Genomic DNA, 14,945 nt, shown 5'->3' on the forward strand with positions numbered 1-14,945 from the left:
CGACGCGGGTGACAGGGCCCCTCTCGGACTCCGCGGTGGCCTCCTCGATCCGCTTCTTCAGCTGCTTCGACGTGAGGTCACCCGCCTCGTCCTCGAGCACCGGCTTCGCGACACCCAGACCGCTGAGGATCGCCAGCAGCGTCGCATCGGTCGCGAGGGGCTGCCCGCCCCGCAGGACCGTACGCAGCCGCTCGCGCACTTGCCGTTCCGGCGACGGGTCGACCACGGGCGCCGCGCGGGCACCAGCCCGAGGAACCGCTTCGCCTCGACCTCGACGATCCCATCGAGTCCCGTGCAGCCTCACCTCGTGGCAGCCGGCACCCTCAGCGGCTTCGCGAGCCACCCGGGGATCGTCCAGTTCGCACGGCCCAGCACGCCCACGAGCGCGGGCGCCAGCACGCCCCGCACGATCACGGCGTCGATCGCGATGCCGAGCGCCAGGGTTGTCGCCAGCACCTTCACCTCGATCGCGGGCACCGTGGAGAGGGCGATGAAGGCGAAGAACAGGATCAGTGCCGCGGACGTCACCAGCCGACCGGTGTTCGCCATGCCCTCGACCACGGCACGGTCCGTCGCCTCGCGGCCGTCGGGGACGGCGGACGACCCCGCACCGGTGGCGGTGAGGTCGTCGTACTCCTCGCGCATCCGGGAGAGCAGGAACACCTCGTAGTCCATCGAGAGCCCGAAGAGGAACGCGAAGGCTGCCACCGGCACCCAGATCGTCACGGCCCCGGTCGCCGACTGTCCGAAGAGCAGCTCCGAGCCGATGCCGTGCTGCCAGATCAACACGGTCAGGCCGTACGCCGCCGCCAGCGAGATGACGTTCAGAGCCAGCGCCTTGATCGGCAGCCACAGCGACTTCAGGGCCCGTGCGAGCAGCAGGAACGTCACGATCGCGACCCCGAGAACCACCCAGACCGCGTTGTCGTAGACGGCCGCGATGTAGTCGACGTCCTCGGCGGGACTGCCGCCCACCTCGGCATCGATCGTGCCGTCGGCCGAGAGCGTGCGGATCCGGTCGAGCGTCTCCCGCCCGGCGGAGGTCGTCGGGTCGTCGGCACCCCACACCTGGAGCAGGCGGCTTCCCTCGATCCGCCACGCGGGCCCCTCGGGGGCGGCCACGGCAGCGACCCCCTCGACCGAGGAGACCCGGTCGCGTACGGCGCTCACGTCCTGGGTCGGGACCAGCAGCTCGGTCGGGCGGACGGCGCCCACGGGCACCCCGTCCTCGATCGCACCGCTGAGCGCGCTCGCCGCGGGTGCCGAACCCGTCAGGCTGCTCAGCTGGGCACTCCCGAGGGTGATCCCGAGCGCCGGGGCCGCCATCGCGAGCAGGACGCCGACGGAGCCGATGATCGCAAGCCACCGGTGGCGCAGCACTCGCCGCGCGACCCCCGCCCACAGTCGGCTGCGGGTCGTCGCCGCCGAGCGACGTGGCCAGCTGAGCCTCGGGCCCACGGCGCTGAGGAGGGCCGGCACGAGCGTCAGCGAGACCCCCACGCTGAGCAGCGGGATCAGCAGCCCGCCGAGGCCGATGCTCCGCAGGAACGGGATCGGGACGATCACCAGCGCAGCGAGGGAGATGGCCACGGTCGTGCCGCTGAAGAGCACGGCGCGCCCGGCCGTACGCAAGGACTCGCGCACGGCCTCGTCGTTGGCGAGACCCCTGCTGCGCTCCTCGCGCCACCGCGTCACCACGAGCAGTGAGTAGTCGATGGCCACGCCCAGGCCGATGAGGGCGATCAGGTACTCCACCACGGCCGAGACGTCGGTCAGGTAGGTCAGCCCGAGGAGGGCCAGGAAGGTCCCCAGGATCGACACCGCGGCGACCAGCAGGGGCACCCCCGCCAGCAGGGACCCGAAGACCAGCGCCAGCACCACCAGCGCACCGATGGCGCCGATCGCCACCTCGACGACCAGGCCTCGGTCGTCACCGCCGCCCTCCTGCAGCAGCGTGAAGCCGGTGAGCGCCACGGTCGTCCCGTCCCCACTCGCCTGGGAGGCGATCTGCTCCAGCGCCGGCAGCGCCTCGGCGTACGGGGACGGACCCGGCGTCACCGGGGGATAGGCCACGACGACGGTTGTGGCGGGATCGGGGGACAGGCCGGTCGCTCCCGGGTCGTCCGGCGTCACCACCCGGCTGCCGGGCACGGCCCGTGCCGCCGCCTCGGCCACCTGACCTGCGGTGCCCGCTGCGTCGTCGCCCTCCACGACGAGCAGCAGCGGGTCGTTGAGACCGCCGCTGCCGAAGTCCTCCACGATCCGCTGGTTGACCTCGTACGCCTCCTGACCGGGGAGGGCGAAGTCGTAGGACAGCCGGTCGACGGTCGTCGAGGCGGTGGCGCCACCTGCCACGGCGATTAGCAGCCAGCCGATGGCCACGAGCAGGCGGTGGCGCAGGACGAGGTCGGTCAGTCGGGTCACGGTGTCTCCAGGATGTGTAAGGAACTTGATACCCATCAGGCACCTTACACATGGTGACGGACGCCTAAACTGCCGACATGGCCGAGCGTGCAGCGGGATGGAGCGGCGGGGACCCCGACGACCTCACCTCCTTGACCCTGATCCGCGTCTCGCTCGTCTTCAGACGCGTCTTCACCGAGACGCTCGCGCCGTTCGACCTCCCACCTCAGCACTTCAGCGTCCTGCTGCACCTGGTGCAGAAGCCCGGACGGAGCCAGGCCGATCTCGCCCGCGAGGTGCTGGCGACGCCGCAGTCGGTCGGCGAGCTCCTCCGTGGGATGGAGGAGAGCGGTCTGGTCGAGCGCACCCCGCCCGAGGGGCGCGGACTCCCTGCACGCGTGTACGCCTCCGAGCGCGGGCGCGCGCTGCTCGAGGAGGTGACCCCCCACGTCCTCGCTGCCTTCTCCGCGGAGTCGCTGGGCCTCCCGGAGTCGACGTACGAGCGACTCAACGGCGACCTCCACACGATCCTGCACGCCCTCGGCGGGTGAGCCGCCCCGCGATCCGTGCCCGGGGTGGGACGGGTCCCTAACCTGGGGCGAAGAGGTGACGCGAGGGGGGTGGTGCACGTGCTGCGGGTCCTGCTCCCGATGCTGCTCGTCAGCGGCGTCCTCTTCGCGCTCGTGTGGCTCGCCGGCGACGTCTCCCACGCCGTGCGTACGCGACGCCGTGCTCGTCGCGACGAGCAGCTCGCGCAGCAGACACAGGCGCGTACGGAGAGCGAGACGACAGCGATCGGGCGATCCCGGGACTCGCTGCGGCGGGCCCGCGAGGCACGGGTCTACGACCAGGTCGCCGACCTGCTGCAGCAGCCCGACCTCGACCTCCTCCCCGAGCGCCAGGTCGCCGACGTGCTCACGGCGGTGGAGGACCTGCAGGCCACTGGGACGACCGACGGTGCCGCGTCGGCCGAGCTGCGCGACGCGGCCCTGCTGCACGCCGAGACCGTGGTCGGTACGGCAGCGCGGGACCTGCGTGCCGCGCGCCTCGTCGGGGGCGACGACGACTGAGGAGGGTCCCTCTCTGGCGCGGGACGCATGATCGCCTGCCGGGTCGCGGTACACAGGGGCCGTGCCCGATGCCTTCCCCGCCCTCGCGCTGCTGCTGACGGTGGTCGCGACGGCCATCGCGGGCGTACGTCTCACGGGGCGTGGGCTCGCGGTCGGCGACGGTCCGCTGCCGGTGCTGCCGTACACCTCCGGACATCTCCCGACCCAGCACGCACTGAGCCGGTACCACGCGCGCTGGTACGCGGGTTCCGTGGTCTTCCTCGCCTTCGACGTCGAGATGCTGTTCATGTATCCCTGGGCCGTCGTCGTCGCCGACCTGGGGCCCGGTGCGGTGGTCGAGATGTTCGGCTTCCTCACCCTGGTGCTTCTCGCGGTCCTGTGGGCACGCCGGGAGGGGGCGTTGTCATGGGCCTGACCGACCGTCTCCTCACCGGGCTGCGTGACGCCGGCACCGCGCGTCCGCACGTGCTGCTCGTCGAGCTTCCGGGGGGACGTGGCGTGCGCCGTGCGGTCGAGGACGCGCTCGACGAACGCGGCTGGCCGCGGGCGGTCAGCCCCGGCGCCGCCGACGTGCTGCTGCTCGCCGGCGAGGTCGGCGACCCGCTGCTCCCGTACGTCGACCGCGTCCACGCCCAGCTGCCGGGACCGGCCGCACGCATCGCGGTGAGCGACCCGGCAGACGTGGACGACGCCCTCGACCGGAGCCGGGTCCACCTCGGCCACGCCGAGAGGCAGGCCGCGGCATCGAGGACGCGACCGGATCCGAGTTGGGTGCACCGCGCCGAGGACGAGCCGGCCGAGCCCGGTCCCATGGCTCCGTCCGGCATTCCCCTCGCCGGGGGCGCCGAGGACCGCGACGATCTCGAGATGGACGCGCTGCACGTGCCCCTGGGTCCCGTGCTCCCGCACTGGCCGGCCGGACTCGTCCTGCACTCGGAGCTCCACGGCGACGTGGTCGCCGATGTCCGGGTGGCACGGTTCGGTCACGACGTCCCGCCGCGGGACGCAGGGGAGGCGACCGCCCGCGTGCTCGACGCCGCCTCCCACGTGCTGGCGCTCGCCGGCGACGACCGCAGGGCCCTGCGGGTGCGGAGCCTGCGCCGCCGGGTGCTCGCTGACGTCACCGGCACCCGCGCGCAGACCCGCGTCGACCTGGCACGCCTCGAGCAGACCTTCCGGTCGCGACTGGTCGCACGGTCTCTCGGTGACCCGGCCCTCGCCGTCGCCGACCTGCTCGCCGGCACGCGCGGACCGCACGCGCCGATGCCGGATGTGCTCTCCGCGGAGGGCCTCCGTGAGGCGGTCGTCGGACGTGACGTCGGCGAGGTGCGTCTGCTCGTCGCCGCGCTGTCGCCCCGTCTGCGGAGCGAAGCGCCGGCCACATCGTCGGGTGGCCCCCGCCCGGGGGCGGGCGTGGCATGACCCTGCTCGCCGCCGTCGGCCTCGTCGCGGCCACCCTCACGCTCGCATGGCTCTCGGCGGCCACGGGGGTGGCGTACGCCGGCGGGTCGCGGAGCACCGCGCTCCGTGCCCCCGCGTACGAGAGCGCCCGCCTGCTGCGGCAGCGTCGGCGCCGCACGGTGGACGCCGACCGGCTCCTGCTCACCCTCGCGGTGGTCGGGCTGTTCCCGATCGCGGTGCTCATGGCGGCACTCGTCCCGTTCGGCGACGGTCCCGCCGCGGCGACCCTGCTCGTCAGCGGCATCGGCATCGTGTGGATCAACGCGTTCGACGTCACCGTCTGGGCGCTGGTCTGGTTGCTGGGCTGGGGACCGAACGCCGCGTCGGGCCTGGTGGGCGGCTACCGCTTCCTCGCCCAGGCGCTGGCCTACGAGCTGCCGTTGATGTTCGCGCTCACCGCACCCGCCATCGCAGCGGGCAGCCTCGACCTGCGGGTCGTCGCCGACGCGCAGACGGTGCCGTACGCGCTGTGGATGCCGGTCGCGTTCGCGGCCTACTGCCTCGGCGTGCTCGGCTTCAGCCTCCGAGGACCCCTGGCCTCGCCGACCACGCCCGACATCGACGGCGGCGTGCTCGCCGAGCTGTCCGGCACCGACGCGCTGCTGGTCCGGGCCGGCCGCCACGCCCTGCTGGGCGCCGGGGCCCTGGCGGCGGTGCCGTTGTTCCTGGCCGGGGGATCGGGGCCGCTGCTCCCGGCGCCGGTGTGGGTGCTCCTCAAGGCTGCGGCGCTCACCGCCGCCCTGGCCTGGGTGGCGAGCCGCGTCCCTGCCGTGCGTCCCGACCGTCTCTTCGCCGTCGCCTGGACGTGGCTGCTGCCCGCGGTGCTCGTGCAGCTCCTCGTCGTCTCGGTCGTCGCGCAGGCGGGGTTGACCGCAGCAGGAGGCCGCTGATGCAGGTGACCGATGCCGGACTCCTCACCCACCTCGCGTACGCCGCCCTCGCCCTCACCGCGGTCGCCGCGGGTGTCGCGGTGTTCGTGGTGGACTCCATGGCCCGAGCGACCTGGGCGCTCGGCACCTCGTTCGTGTGCGTCGGACTCGCGCTGGTGCTGATGGGACAGAGCTACCTCGGCGTGATCACCGTGCTGATGATGGTCATGGAGATGGCGGTCATGGCGGTCTACATGCAGATGTTCATGGGCATGAACCCCGCCCTCATGCCGATGAGCATGGTGCACTCCCACCGCACGGCGGTCCTCGCGGGCGTCGGCACCTTCGCCGCGCTCGCTGCCGCCGCCCTGCTGATCCCGTGGCCCGACCGCCGGACGACGCCGCTCAGCTCCCCGGACGCCGACGTCACCGCCGCGATGGGCCGCGACATCATGGGCGCCCACGAGCTCGTCATGCTCGCCGTCGGACCGGTCATGGTCGCCACCGTCGTCGTCGGCGTGGTGCTCAGCGTGCGCGGCAGCCGGTACGACCGGCTCGGCGACGACCTCGACCTCGACCCGGACCGGAAGGCGCACCGATGACCCTGGAGACCGTGCTGCTCACCGCCGCTGCGCTGATCGGCGTCGGGGTGTACGGCGCCATGTCCCAACAGGTCGTCGTGATGGTGATGATGGGCATCGAGCTGGCCGTTGCGGGGGTGCTGCTGGCCCTGGGCGGTCTGTGGTGGTTCACCAGTCCCGATGTGTCGCTCCAGACGCTCGGGCTGGTCGTGCTGGCCGCGATGACCGTCGAGATGGCCACGGGATTCGCGGTCGCCACCCTCCTGCACCGTCGCGACGGCACCGACATGACCGACATGGCGGCAGGCCTGCATGAGTGAGTCCGTGATGCGCGCCGGCCGGGCGGGACCGGCCCTCCCGCTGCTCGGAGCAGCGCTCGCGGCGCTCATCGGTCTTCTCCTCCTCACGGCGGTCGCGGCGCAGGTCGTGGAGGGCCGACCGCCCGTACGCGTCGGGTGGGCGTTCTCGTCGATCGCCGACGTCGACCTGGTCCTGACGTCCTCCGGGCCCGGTGCGTACACCGCGTGGCTCGCCCCGCTGGTGGCGCTGGTGACCGCGACATGCCTCGTGGTCGCCTCCGTCCGCCCGGAGCTGTGTCGTCCGCGCTTCGTCGTGCTGATGCTCGCTTTCATGGTCGCCGCGCTGGTGACGGTGCTGGCCACGAACCTGCTCACCCTGCTTCTCGCGTGGGAGCTGATGGGGGCGGCGTCCTGGGCGCTGATCGGCTACCGATGGGCGGGCCGGAGCGTCGAGGCCGGCGCAGCGTCGCACGGTGCGCTCACCGCGTTCCTCACCACCCGCGCCGGGGACCTCGGCCTGTACGTCGCGGTCGGTGCCGCCGTGGCCGGCGGGGTCACCGGACTGCGGCTGGACGACCTCGCGGCCGCCAGTCCGGGCTGGCGCCACGTCATCGCCGCCGGCGTGCTCGTCGCGGCGCTTGGCAAGGCCGCGCAGCTGCCGTTCAGCTTCTGGCTGCGCCGGGCGATGGCCGGGCCGGCCCCGGTGTCGGCCCTGCTGCACTCCGCGGCGATGGTCGCGCTGGGCACGTACCTGCTGCTGCGTCTGTCCCCGCTGCTCGAGGCCGTCGGCTGGGCCGCCACGGCCACTGCCTGGCTGGGTGTGCTCACCGCGATCGCCCTCGGGGCCGTCGCGGTCGCACAGGACGACCTCAAGGACCTGCTCGCCGCCTCCACCGCCGCCCAGCTCGGCTTCGTCGTGCTCGCGGCCGGCGTGGGTGCCACCGGTGCCGGCACCGCCCACCTCCTCGTGCACGCCTGTGTGAAGGCGACCCTGTTCCTGCTCGCGGGGCTGTGGCTGTGGCAGGCGGGCTCGCGGCGGCTCAGCGACCTCGTGGGTGTGGCACGGCGTACGCCCGGCCTCACCCGCGTCTCTCTCGTCGCGCTGCTCGCGCTCGGGGGGCTGCCCCCGCTCGGCCTGTGGTTCACCAAGGACGCGGTGCTCCACGAGGCCGACCGGTCACCGGCCGGGTCCGCCCTGGCCGTCGCCGGTCTCGTGGCGGCCGGCCTGGCCGCGGCGTACGTCGCTCGGGTGCTCGGGGTCCTCTTCCAAGGACCCGGACCCGAGGACGTCGACCTGCCGGGTGAGCCCCGCGTCGTCGTGATGCTGCGACCGCTCGTGCTTCTCGGCGCTCTCGGAGGGGTGCTGCTCGTGCCGGCCGTCGCGACCGCGCTGCCCGGGCGTCCGCCCTCCCTCGGGGCGCCCCTGGAGCTGGCGCTCTCGGCCGGCCTGGTGCTGCTCGTGCTGGTCCTCGTCTTCATCGCCGAGGCCGCTGCGCCCGCGCAGCCGCGACGCTGGCGACGGACCGTGGCGGGAGGACTGCTCAGTGACTGGCTCGGCCTCGAGCGGCTCGCCCACACTGTGGTCGTACGCCCCACCCTCGCCGTGGCCGGAGGTCTGGCCCGCCTCGACGACCGCGTGCTGGCCCGAGGCGTCGACGCCGCCGCACCGCTCACACGCCGTCTGGCCCGCGCGACCGGGCGGGCCGACGTCGCAGGCGTGGACGGTGTCGTACGCCTCGTCGACGCCGGCGCCCGAGCGGCCTCGCGGCAGGTGCGCCGCCCCCAACGCACCGGACAGCTGCACCACTACTACGCCCAGCTCGTGCTCGTGCTCGGCCTCGGCGGGTTCGCCGCCGTCGTCGCCGCGCTGCTGACCTGAGCCGTCCCGACCCCGACCCCGACCCCGACCCAAGGACCCGCGTGCTGACCCTGCTCATCGCCTGGCCGCTCCTCGCCGGCGCGCTGCTGCTCCTCCCGGGCATCCCCGACCGCGCCGCGCGCCGTCTCTTCGTGCTCGCGGCCGCGATCGAGGTCGTCGTCGCGGGCGTCGTGTGGGCCACCTACGACTCCCCGGCGCCGGGGGCCCTGTCGCACGAGATCGACGTGCCGTGGATCCCCGGCCTCGACGCGGGCTACCACGTCGGTGTCGACGGGCTCTCCCTCCCGCTCGTGCTGATGACGGTCGTGGTGGTCGCCGCCTGCGCCGTGCACACGCTGGCCGAGGACCACCGTCCCGCGAGGCTCGCAGCACTGCTCCTGGCGCTCGAGGGCGTCACCGTGGGCGTCTTCGTCGCCGCCGACCTGCTGCTCTTCTTCGTGTTCTTCGACCTCTCGCTGGTCGCGACCTACCTCGTCATCCTCGGCTGGGGCCACGGACCCGCCGACCGCGTCGCCCGCAGCGCGGTGCGCTTCTTCCTCTACACCTTCCTGGGGTCGCTGGCGATGCTGGTGGGGTTCGCGGCGCTGTTCGCCGCCAGCGACCCGCACACCTTCGACATGGTCGCGCTCGCCGCCGACCCGCCGTTCCAGGGCAGCGGCGCCCTCGGCGCCGCGGCCCTCGGCGCGGTGCTGCTGGGGCTGGCGATCAAGACCCCGACGTTCCCCTTCCACACCTGGCTGCCACCGGCTCACACCGACGCCCCGACCGTCGGGTCCGTGGTGCTCGCCGCGGTGCTGCTGAAGACGGGCACGTACGGCTTCGTCCGCATCGCGATGCCGATGTTCCCCGAGGCCTGGCGCGCGTGGGCGCCCGTGCTGCTGGTCGTCGCCATCGTCTCGGTGCTCTGGGGAGCTCTGGTCGCCCTCGCCCAGACCGACCTGAAGCGGATGGTCGCGTACACCTCGGTCAACCACATGGGCTACGTGCTGCTCGGACTCGCCGCAGCAGGGTTTCTCGGGGGTGCGCTCGACGGCGAGGCAGCCGAGGAGGCCCGCGCCGTCGCCGTGACCGGGGCGGTCGTCCTGATGGTGAGCCACGGCCTGCTCACCGGTGCGATGTTCCTGCTGGCGGGCGCGCTGTGGGACCGCCGCGACGGCTCGGCGGACCCGTACGACCTCCACGCGTACGGGGGTCTCGCCCGACTCACCCCGCGCTTCTCGGTGCTGCTGGCGGTCGCGGCGTTCGGATCGCTCGGGATCCCCGGCATGAGCGGGTTCGTCGGCGAGGTGCAGGTCTTCGCCGGGTCCCTGGCGACCGCGCCGTGGGCGGCGCTGGCGGTGCTCGGGATCCTCGTCACCGCCGCCCTGATGCTGCGCGCCCTGCACCTGCTGCTGGCCGGCGCCCCCGGTGGGAGGTCCACGGGCCTGACAGACCTGACGGCACGGGAGTACGCGCCGGTCGGTGCGCTCCTGGCCCTCTCGGTCGCCATCGGCGTGCTCCCGGGTCCGCTGGTGGCCGTGATCGAGCCCGCCGCCTCCGCCGTCGCGGCGTACGTGGCCCGGTGACGCGATGACGGGTCCGGACGAGAGCGGACTGCTGGGCGCTGTGCTGGTGCTGCTGCCCGAGGTGGTCCTCGTGGTCGGAGCGGTGGGCTGTCTCGTGCTGGGCTCGTGGACGCCCCGGCGCCGGCTGCGCCGGTTGTCGTGGACCGCGACAGCGGTCGTCGTCGTCTCGGCGACCGCGACGCTGGTGCAGCTGCTCGCGGCCGACGACGTCCGTGGTCCTGCGGTCATGGGCACGGTCGAGATCGACGCCCTCAGCGGTGGGGCGAGGCTCGCCGTGGCCGGGTCGCTGATCGTGCTGCTGGCGATGGCACGTCGCGAGGCACCGACCGATCCGCGTGCCGCCGAGGTCGCCGTGCTCCTCCTCCTCGGCGGCGCCGGTGCCCAGCTGCTGGCCCTGGCGACCGATCTCTCGGTGCTGCTCCTCGCCTTCCTGCTGGCATCCATCCCGCTCTACGGTCTGCTCGCACTCACTCCTCCGTCGGAGGGCACCGGACAGAGCGATCGCGCCGGACGTACCGCCGAGGCGACGGTGAAGACCTACCTCCTCGGAGCGCTCGCCGGCGTGCTCATGATGCTCGGTGTCGTGATCACCGCCGGGGTCGCCGGGGGCACGACGTACGGCGTCGTGGCCGGCGCCGACGACGTGCCGCCCGCGGCGCTCGCCCTCGGGTTGGTGCTGGTGCTGACCGGCCTGCTCTTCAAGGCAGGCGCCCCGCCGCTGCACCCGTGGCTCCCCGACGCCGTGACGGGATGCTCGACGACGGCCGGTGCCTTCGCCACCACGGTGCCCAAGCTGGGCGCGGTCGTCGCCGTCGGTCGACTCGGGGAGTCATTCGCAGGCACCGGAGCGCTGCCCGTCCCCGCGATCGTCGGCGTCGTGGCCGTGACCGCGATGGCCTGGGGCAACCTCGCTGCTCTGACACAGCGCGACGTCCGCCGACTGCTCGCCTGGTCGACGATCGGACAGACCGGCTTCCTGCTCGCCGGTGCCGCGGCACTGTCGACGAACGCGCCGGGGTCGGCAGGCACGTCCGTCACGGCGGCGCTGGCGGCCGACGCGCTGGCCGTCTACCTGCCGGCCTACGCGGCGGCGAACCTGACATGCTTCGCGGGGCTCCTCGCCTGCCCGCCACGTGGCTCACTGGAGGACTGGCAGGGGGCCGGGCGTACGCGGCCGGGGGTCGTGGCCGCCCTCGGCATCGGCCTGCTCGCCCTGGTGGGTACACCGCCCGCCGGCGTGCTCGTCGGCAAGTCCCTCGTTCTCGCGGCGACATGGGATCCGCTCCCGTGGGTGGCGGTCGGGCTGGTGGTGACCAGCGTGGTCAGTCTGGCGTACTCGCTGCGCTGGTTCGGCGCCTGCCTGGCGCCGGGCCCGGACGGTGGGTCGCCGAGCCACGCGTCCGATGAGACGGCGGGGACGCCACGCATGCTCCTGCTCACCACCGCTGCGGCTGCGGTCGTCGTCGGGCTCGGCGCCGGTCCGATCCTCGCCCTGACGGGTTGAACCGGCGGGCAGGCAGTCGCGTGAAAGGCTCGGAGGGTTCTGTCCCCGCCCGAGCGAGGAGCCCACCCGTGCCCGTCACCACCGTCCGCCTCGGGGGCCGCCCCGACCAGCCGCTGCTGCTGCTCGGTCCCGCCGCGGGCACCTCGGTGCAGGCGCTCTGGACGGCTGCGGCGAGGCTGCTGGCGACGCACTTCCAGGTGGTCGGGTGGGACCTGCCCGGTCACGGCTCGAACCTGCGCCCACCGCCGGGGCACGACGGGACGTACCCGACCATGTCCCTGGACGGACTGGCACGCGACGTGCTCGACGCCCTCGACCGGCTGCTCGACACCGCGCCCGGCGCACGTCCCACGCCGGTGCACTACGCAGGGCACGGCATCGGTGGCGCCGTCGGGCTCAAGATCGCACTGGACCGTCCGCCGCAGGTCGCGAGCCTCGCGATGCTCGGCTGCTGCCTGGAACCGGGCGGCGACGTGCTCGCGCTCGACCCGCGCGACCCCGGGATGAGCGCCCGCATCGAGCGCGACCATCCGCGCGTCGCCGCGTCCCTGCGGGCAGCGGCGGACCGGGTCGACGTCGACGCGGTGCTGGCGGTCCGATGGGCTCACAGCCGCATCGACCTGCGCGCGCGGCTGGGTGACCTCCGCCTGCCCGTGCTCGCCGTGCACGGCGCGCAGGACCCGCTGTGCTCCGCCGACAGCGTCGCGACGGTGCTCGCCGAGACCGGCGCCGCCGGCTCGGGCAGGGCGCGGACCGAGGTGCTGGAGGGCGTCGGACACCTGCCCGCTGCGGAGGCGCCCGAGGCCGTCGCCGCCCTCGTCCGCGACCACGCCCTCGGGCTGGAGCCGCTGGACGAGCAGACACCCGTGCCGGGCAGCGACAGTCCGCTCGACCCGGTCACCGAGGCGCTGGTGCTGCTCGCGCTCGCCGCCGGTCGACGCGGCTCGACGGGCGAGGACGGCGCCCGGGCGGTGCTCGGCGCCTCACGGGCAGCGGTACGTGCCGGCGCGGCTGTGCCCGCGGTGGCACGCACGCTGAGCCTGGCCTGGGGTGACCGGGACGCCGACGGTCGACTGACCGCCAAGGTCACCCGCATGCTCGAGGCCGACCGCTGAGCGCCGTCGCGCGGCGGCGGACGGGCCCCGTCCTCGTCGGGATCGCCGTCGCCGGGGTCGCCCTGTTCTGGGTCGGGGTCGTGACGGCCGGGGCCACCGAGCCGGGCTACCGCCCGGCGCAGCAGTACCTCTCCGAGCTCGCCGCCCGCGACTCCGGCGTCGCCCCGTGGGCCATCGGCGCCTTCCTCGCCAGCGCGACCGCCCACGCGGCGGGGGCGGTCGCCCTGTGGCGGGCTCGTGCGCGTGCGGCCGCCGCAGCGCTCGGCGCGGCGGCGCTCGCGGTGATCGGGATCGCTGGGTTCCGGCTCTCGGGGAGCGGCGCCGGCGACGTGCTCGACACCCTCCACGCGGCCTCGGTGGTCGCCTACCAGGTGGCGTGGGTGCTCGCCGTCGTCGCCTGGGGGAGGGCACGTACGGCGACACCCCTCGCCGTCGCCCTCGCCGTCGCAGTCGTCGTCGCGGTGACGTCCACCGTGCTGCTGGTGCTCTCGCTGGGCGACTCGACCGGCGTGCCGGGTGTGCTGCAGCGCTGCTGGGTGGTGGTCGACCAGGCCTGGCTCCTGGTGGCGACCCTGATCGCGACCCGGCTCGCGACCCGGCTCGCGACGCGGGTCACGCAGGGCTCGCGGCCTCCAGCAGGTCCTGCTCGATGACCACCCGACGCGCCAGGGTCTTGTAGCCGGCGCCCTCGAAGAGGACGGTCACCTTCTTCTCGTCCGAGGCCGTCACCGTGCCGATGCCGAACTCCTCGTGCGTCACCTGCTCGCCCACACCCCAGTCGAGGTCGCCGGCCACCTCCGCGACCTCGTACGCCGTGCCGGCCTCACAGGTGTCGCAGTTGCCGCAGGGCTCAGACTCCTGCCCGAAGTAGCCGAGCAGGAACGCTGCCCGGCACGCCTCCGTCTCGGCGTACTCCCGCACCATCGCGACGCGCGACTCCGCCATCTCGCGCTCGGCCTCGGCGGCCGCCTGGACCCCCTCGACACCGTCGGGCAGGTCGTCGGCCGCGGCTTGCTCCGCGAGGCGTACGACCCGCGCCGCCGTCCGCTGCCCGACATCGGGCTCCTCGGCGGAGTCGGTGGCCTCCAGCACCTCGGTCACGGTCTCGGCGTCGGGCACCGCGGCCAGGAAGAACCGGCTGGTGGCGTGGTCCTCGGGACGGTAGACGAGGTCCACCGAGGCGGGGTCCCCGTCGCGGCCGGCCCGGCCGATCTCCTGGAAGTAGGTGTCGAGTGAGTCGGTGACCTCGGCGTGGACCACGAAACGCACGTCCGGCTTGTCGATGCCCATCCCGAAGGCCGAGGTCGCGACCATGACCTGGACGGTGTCGTCGCGGAACGCGGCGTGCGCCTCCTCGCGAGCCGTGCGCGACATCCCGCCGTGGTAGACGGCGGCCGTGCGCCCCTCCTCCTCCAGCCGGGCCGCGAACTCCTCCGCGGAGGCGCGGGTGCGGCAGTAGAGCAGGCCCTGCCCGTGCTCGCCGTGCGCCAGCACGAGCTCGACGACCCGGTCCGCCTGCCGGTCGGCATCAGGCTCGCGGTGCACGGCCAGGTGCAGGGTCGGGCGGGAGAGGTCCGCCTGCACCAGCAGGTGGTCGGTCAGGCCCAGCGAGTGTTCGATGTCGCGGCGCACCGGGGGAGCCGCCGTCGCGGTCATCGCCACGAAGGGCGCGTCCCCCAGGGCGCGGAGGCGGTCGCCCACCTCGAGGTAGTCGGGCCGGAAGTCGTGGCCCCACTGGGACACGCAATGCGCCTCGTCGACGCAGACCAGGCCGGGCGGGCACGCCTCCAGGGCCTCGCGGACCTCGTCGTTGTCGAGCTGCTCGGGCGCGAGGAAGCAGACATCGAGGTCGCCGGCGCACAGGCGCGCCAGGGTCTCCCGGCGCTGGGCCGCCTTCTCGGCCGAGGAGATCCGGTACGCCGCCTGCCCCGCCTCGCCCAGGTGGTGCATCTGGTCGGCCTGCAGCGCGAGCAGCGGGGACACCACCAGCGTCCACCCCTCGCGCAGGGCACCTGCCAGGGCGTACACCAGGGACTTGCCCGAGCCGGTGGGCGCCAGCACGAGCGCGTCGCGGCCCGCGACGAGCGCGTCGACCGCCTCCGCCTGCCAGGGATGGAGCTCCTCGACGCCGAAGCGGGGGAGGAGGGAGTCGATGGCGTCGTCGCGGTTGTCTGTATCGATTCGGGAGGGGTCGCTCAC

At 74.0% G+C, this 14,945-nt stretch carries 14 protein-coding genes; 12 read left to right on the plus strand and 2 right to left on the minus strand.

What is annotated here, in order from left to right; genetic code table 11:
• Positions 1–300 precede the first annotated feature (300 nt).
• Complete coding sequence (locus KLP28_14055) at positions 301–2,424, minus strand: MMPL family transporter (protein QWC84675.1); 2,124 nt, start codon at positions 2,422–2,424, stop codon at positions 301–303.
• Positions 2,425–2,501: 77 nt separating this feature from the next.
• On the opposite strand from KLP28_14055, the gene KLP28_14060 reads away from it, so the two are divergent.
• The 12 genes from KLP28_14060 to KLP28_14115 all read left to right on the plus strand — a co-directional run bounded on the left by KLP28_14060 (position 2,502) and on the right by KLP28_14115 (position 13,399).
• Positions 2,502–2,954: a MarR family winged helix-turn-helix transcriptional regulator gene (locus tag KLP28_14060; protein ID QWC84676.1), complete on the plus strand. Its 453-nt coding sequence runs from the start codon at positions 2,502–2,504 to the stop codon at positions 2,952–2,954.
• Between the two features lie 69 nt (positions 2,955–3,023).
• Entirely contained in the window at positions 3,024–3,473 is a 450-nt protein-coding gene (locus tag KLP28_14065; protein QWC84677.1) for a hypothetical protein, read from the plus strand.
• 61 nt (positions 3,474–3,534) lie between these two features.
• A complete protein-coding gene (locus tag KLP28_14070; protein QWC84678.1) occupies positions 3,535–3,888 on the plus strand; it encodes an NADH-quinone oxidoreductase subunit A in 354 nt (117 codons plus the stop codon).
• Positions 3,879–4,895, plus strand: coding sequence for a hypothetical protein (locus KLP28_14075; GenBank protein QWC84679.1), 1,017 nt, complete (start codon positions 3,879–3,881; stop codon positions 4,893–4,895). Before KLP28_14070 ends, KLP28_14075 begins: the two co-directional genes overlap by 10 nt.
• A complete protein-coding gene (locus KLP28_14080; protein QWC84680.1) occupies positions 4,892–5,824 on the plus strand; it encodes an NADH-quinone oxidoreductase subunit H in 933 nt (310 codons plus the stop codon). The genes KLP28_14075 and KLP28_14080 overlap by 4 nt, the downstream gene beginning before the upstream one ends.
• Complete coding sequence (locus KLP28_14085; protein QWC84681.1) at positions 5,824–6,405, plus strand: NADH-quinone oxidoreductase subunit J; 582 nt, start codon at positions 5,824–5,826, stop codon at positions 6,403–6,405. The genes KLP28_14080 and KLP28_14085 overlap by 1 nt, the downstream gene beginning before the upstream one ends.
• Positions 6,402–6,704 (plus strand): NADH-quinone oxidoreductase subunit K, encoded by a 303-nt coding sequence (locus KLP28_14090; protein QWC84682.1) that lies wholly within the window; start codon positions 6,402–6,404, stop codon positions 6,702–6,704. Before KLP28_14085 ends, KLP28_14090 begins: the two co-directional genes overlap by 4 nt.
• Positions 6,697–8,562: a hypothetical protein gene (locus KLP28_14095; protein ID QWC84683.1), complete on the plus strand. Its 1,866-nt coding sequence runs from the start codon at positions 6,697–6,699 to the stop codon at positions 8,560–8,562. Before KLP28_14090 ends, KLP28_14095 begins: the two co-directional genes overlap by 8 nt.
• Before the next feature lie 41 nt (positions 8,563–8,603).
• Entirely contained in the window at positions 8,604–10,127 is a 1,524-nt protein-coding gene (locus KLP28_14100) for an NADH-quinone oxidoreductase subunit M (protein QWC84684.1), read from the plus strand.
• A 4-nt stretch (positions 10,128–10,131) separates the two neighbouring features.
• Complete coding sequence (locus KLP28_14105) at positions 10,132–11,631, plus strand: hypothetical protein (GenBank protein QWC84685.1); 1,500 nt, start codon at positions 10,132–10,134, stop codon at positions 11,629–11,631.
• Between the two features lie 68 nt (positions 11,632–11,699).
• A complete protein-coding gene (locus tag KLP28_14110) occupies positions 11,700–12,746 on the plus strand; it encodes an alpha/beta fold hydrolase (GenBank protein QWC84686.1) in 1,047 nt (348 codons plus the stop codon).
• An 80-nt stretch (positions 12,747–12,826) separates the two neighbouring features.
• Positions 12,827–13,399 (plus strand): DUF998 domain-containing protein, encoded by a 573-nt coding sequence (locus tag KLP28_14115; protein ID QWC84687.1) that lies wholly within the window; start codon positions 12,827–12,829, stop codon positions 13,397–13,399.
• Here the strand turns inward: KLP28_14115 and KLP28_14120 are convergent.
• Positions 13,359–14,945: a RecQ family ATP-dependent DNA helicase gene (locus KLP28_14120; protein ID QWC84688.1), complete on the minus strand. Its 1,587-nt coding sequence runs from the start codon at positions 14,943–14,945 to the stop codon at positions 13,359–13,361. The genes KLP28_14115 and KLP28_14120 overlap by 41 nt on opposite strands.

The organism is Nocardioidaceae bacterium, from assembly GCA_018672315.1.
Classification (GTDB): Bacteria; Actinomycetota; Actinomycetes; order Propionibacteriales; family Nocardioidaceae; genus TYQ2.

Bases quoted from the DNA above. Each gene is read 5' to 3' on its own strand.
- KLP28_14060 (QWC84676.1), top strand. From the start codon at position 2,502: ATGGCCGAGCGTGCAGCGGGATGGAGCGGCGGGGACCCCGACGACCTC.
- KLP28_14075 (QWC84679.1), top strand. From the start codon at position 3,879: ATGGGCCTGACCGACCGTCTCCTCACCGGGCTGCGTGACGCCGGCACC.
- KLP28_14080 (QWC84680.1), top strand. From the start codon at position 4,892: ATGACCCTGCTCGCCGCCGTCGGCCTCGTCGCGGCCACCCTCACGCTC.
- KLP28_14085 (QWC84681.1), top strand. From the start codon at position 5,824: ATGCAGGTGACCGATGCCGGACTCCTCACCCACCTCGCGTACGCCGCC.
- KLP28_14090 (QWC84682.1), top strand. From the start codon at position 6,402: ATGACCCTGGAGACCGTGCTGCTCACCGCCGCTGCGCTGATCGGCGTC.
- KLP28_14095 (QWC84683.1), top strand. From the start codon at position 6,697: ATGAGTGAGTCCGTGATGCGCGCCGGCCGGGCGGGACCGGCCCTCCCG.
- KLP28_14105 (QWC84685.1), top strand. From the start codon at position 10,132: ATGACGGGTCCGGACGAGAGCGGACTGCTGGGCGCTGTGCTGGTGCTG.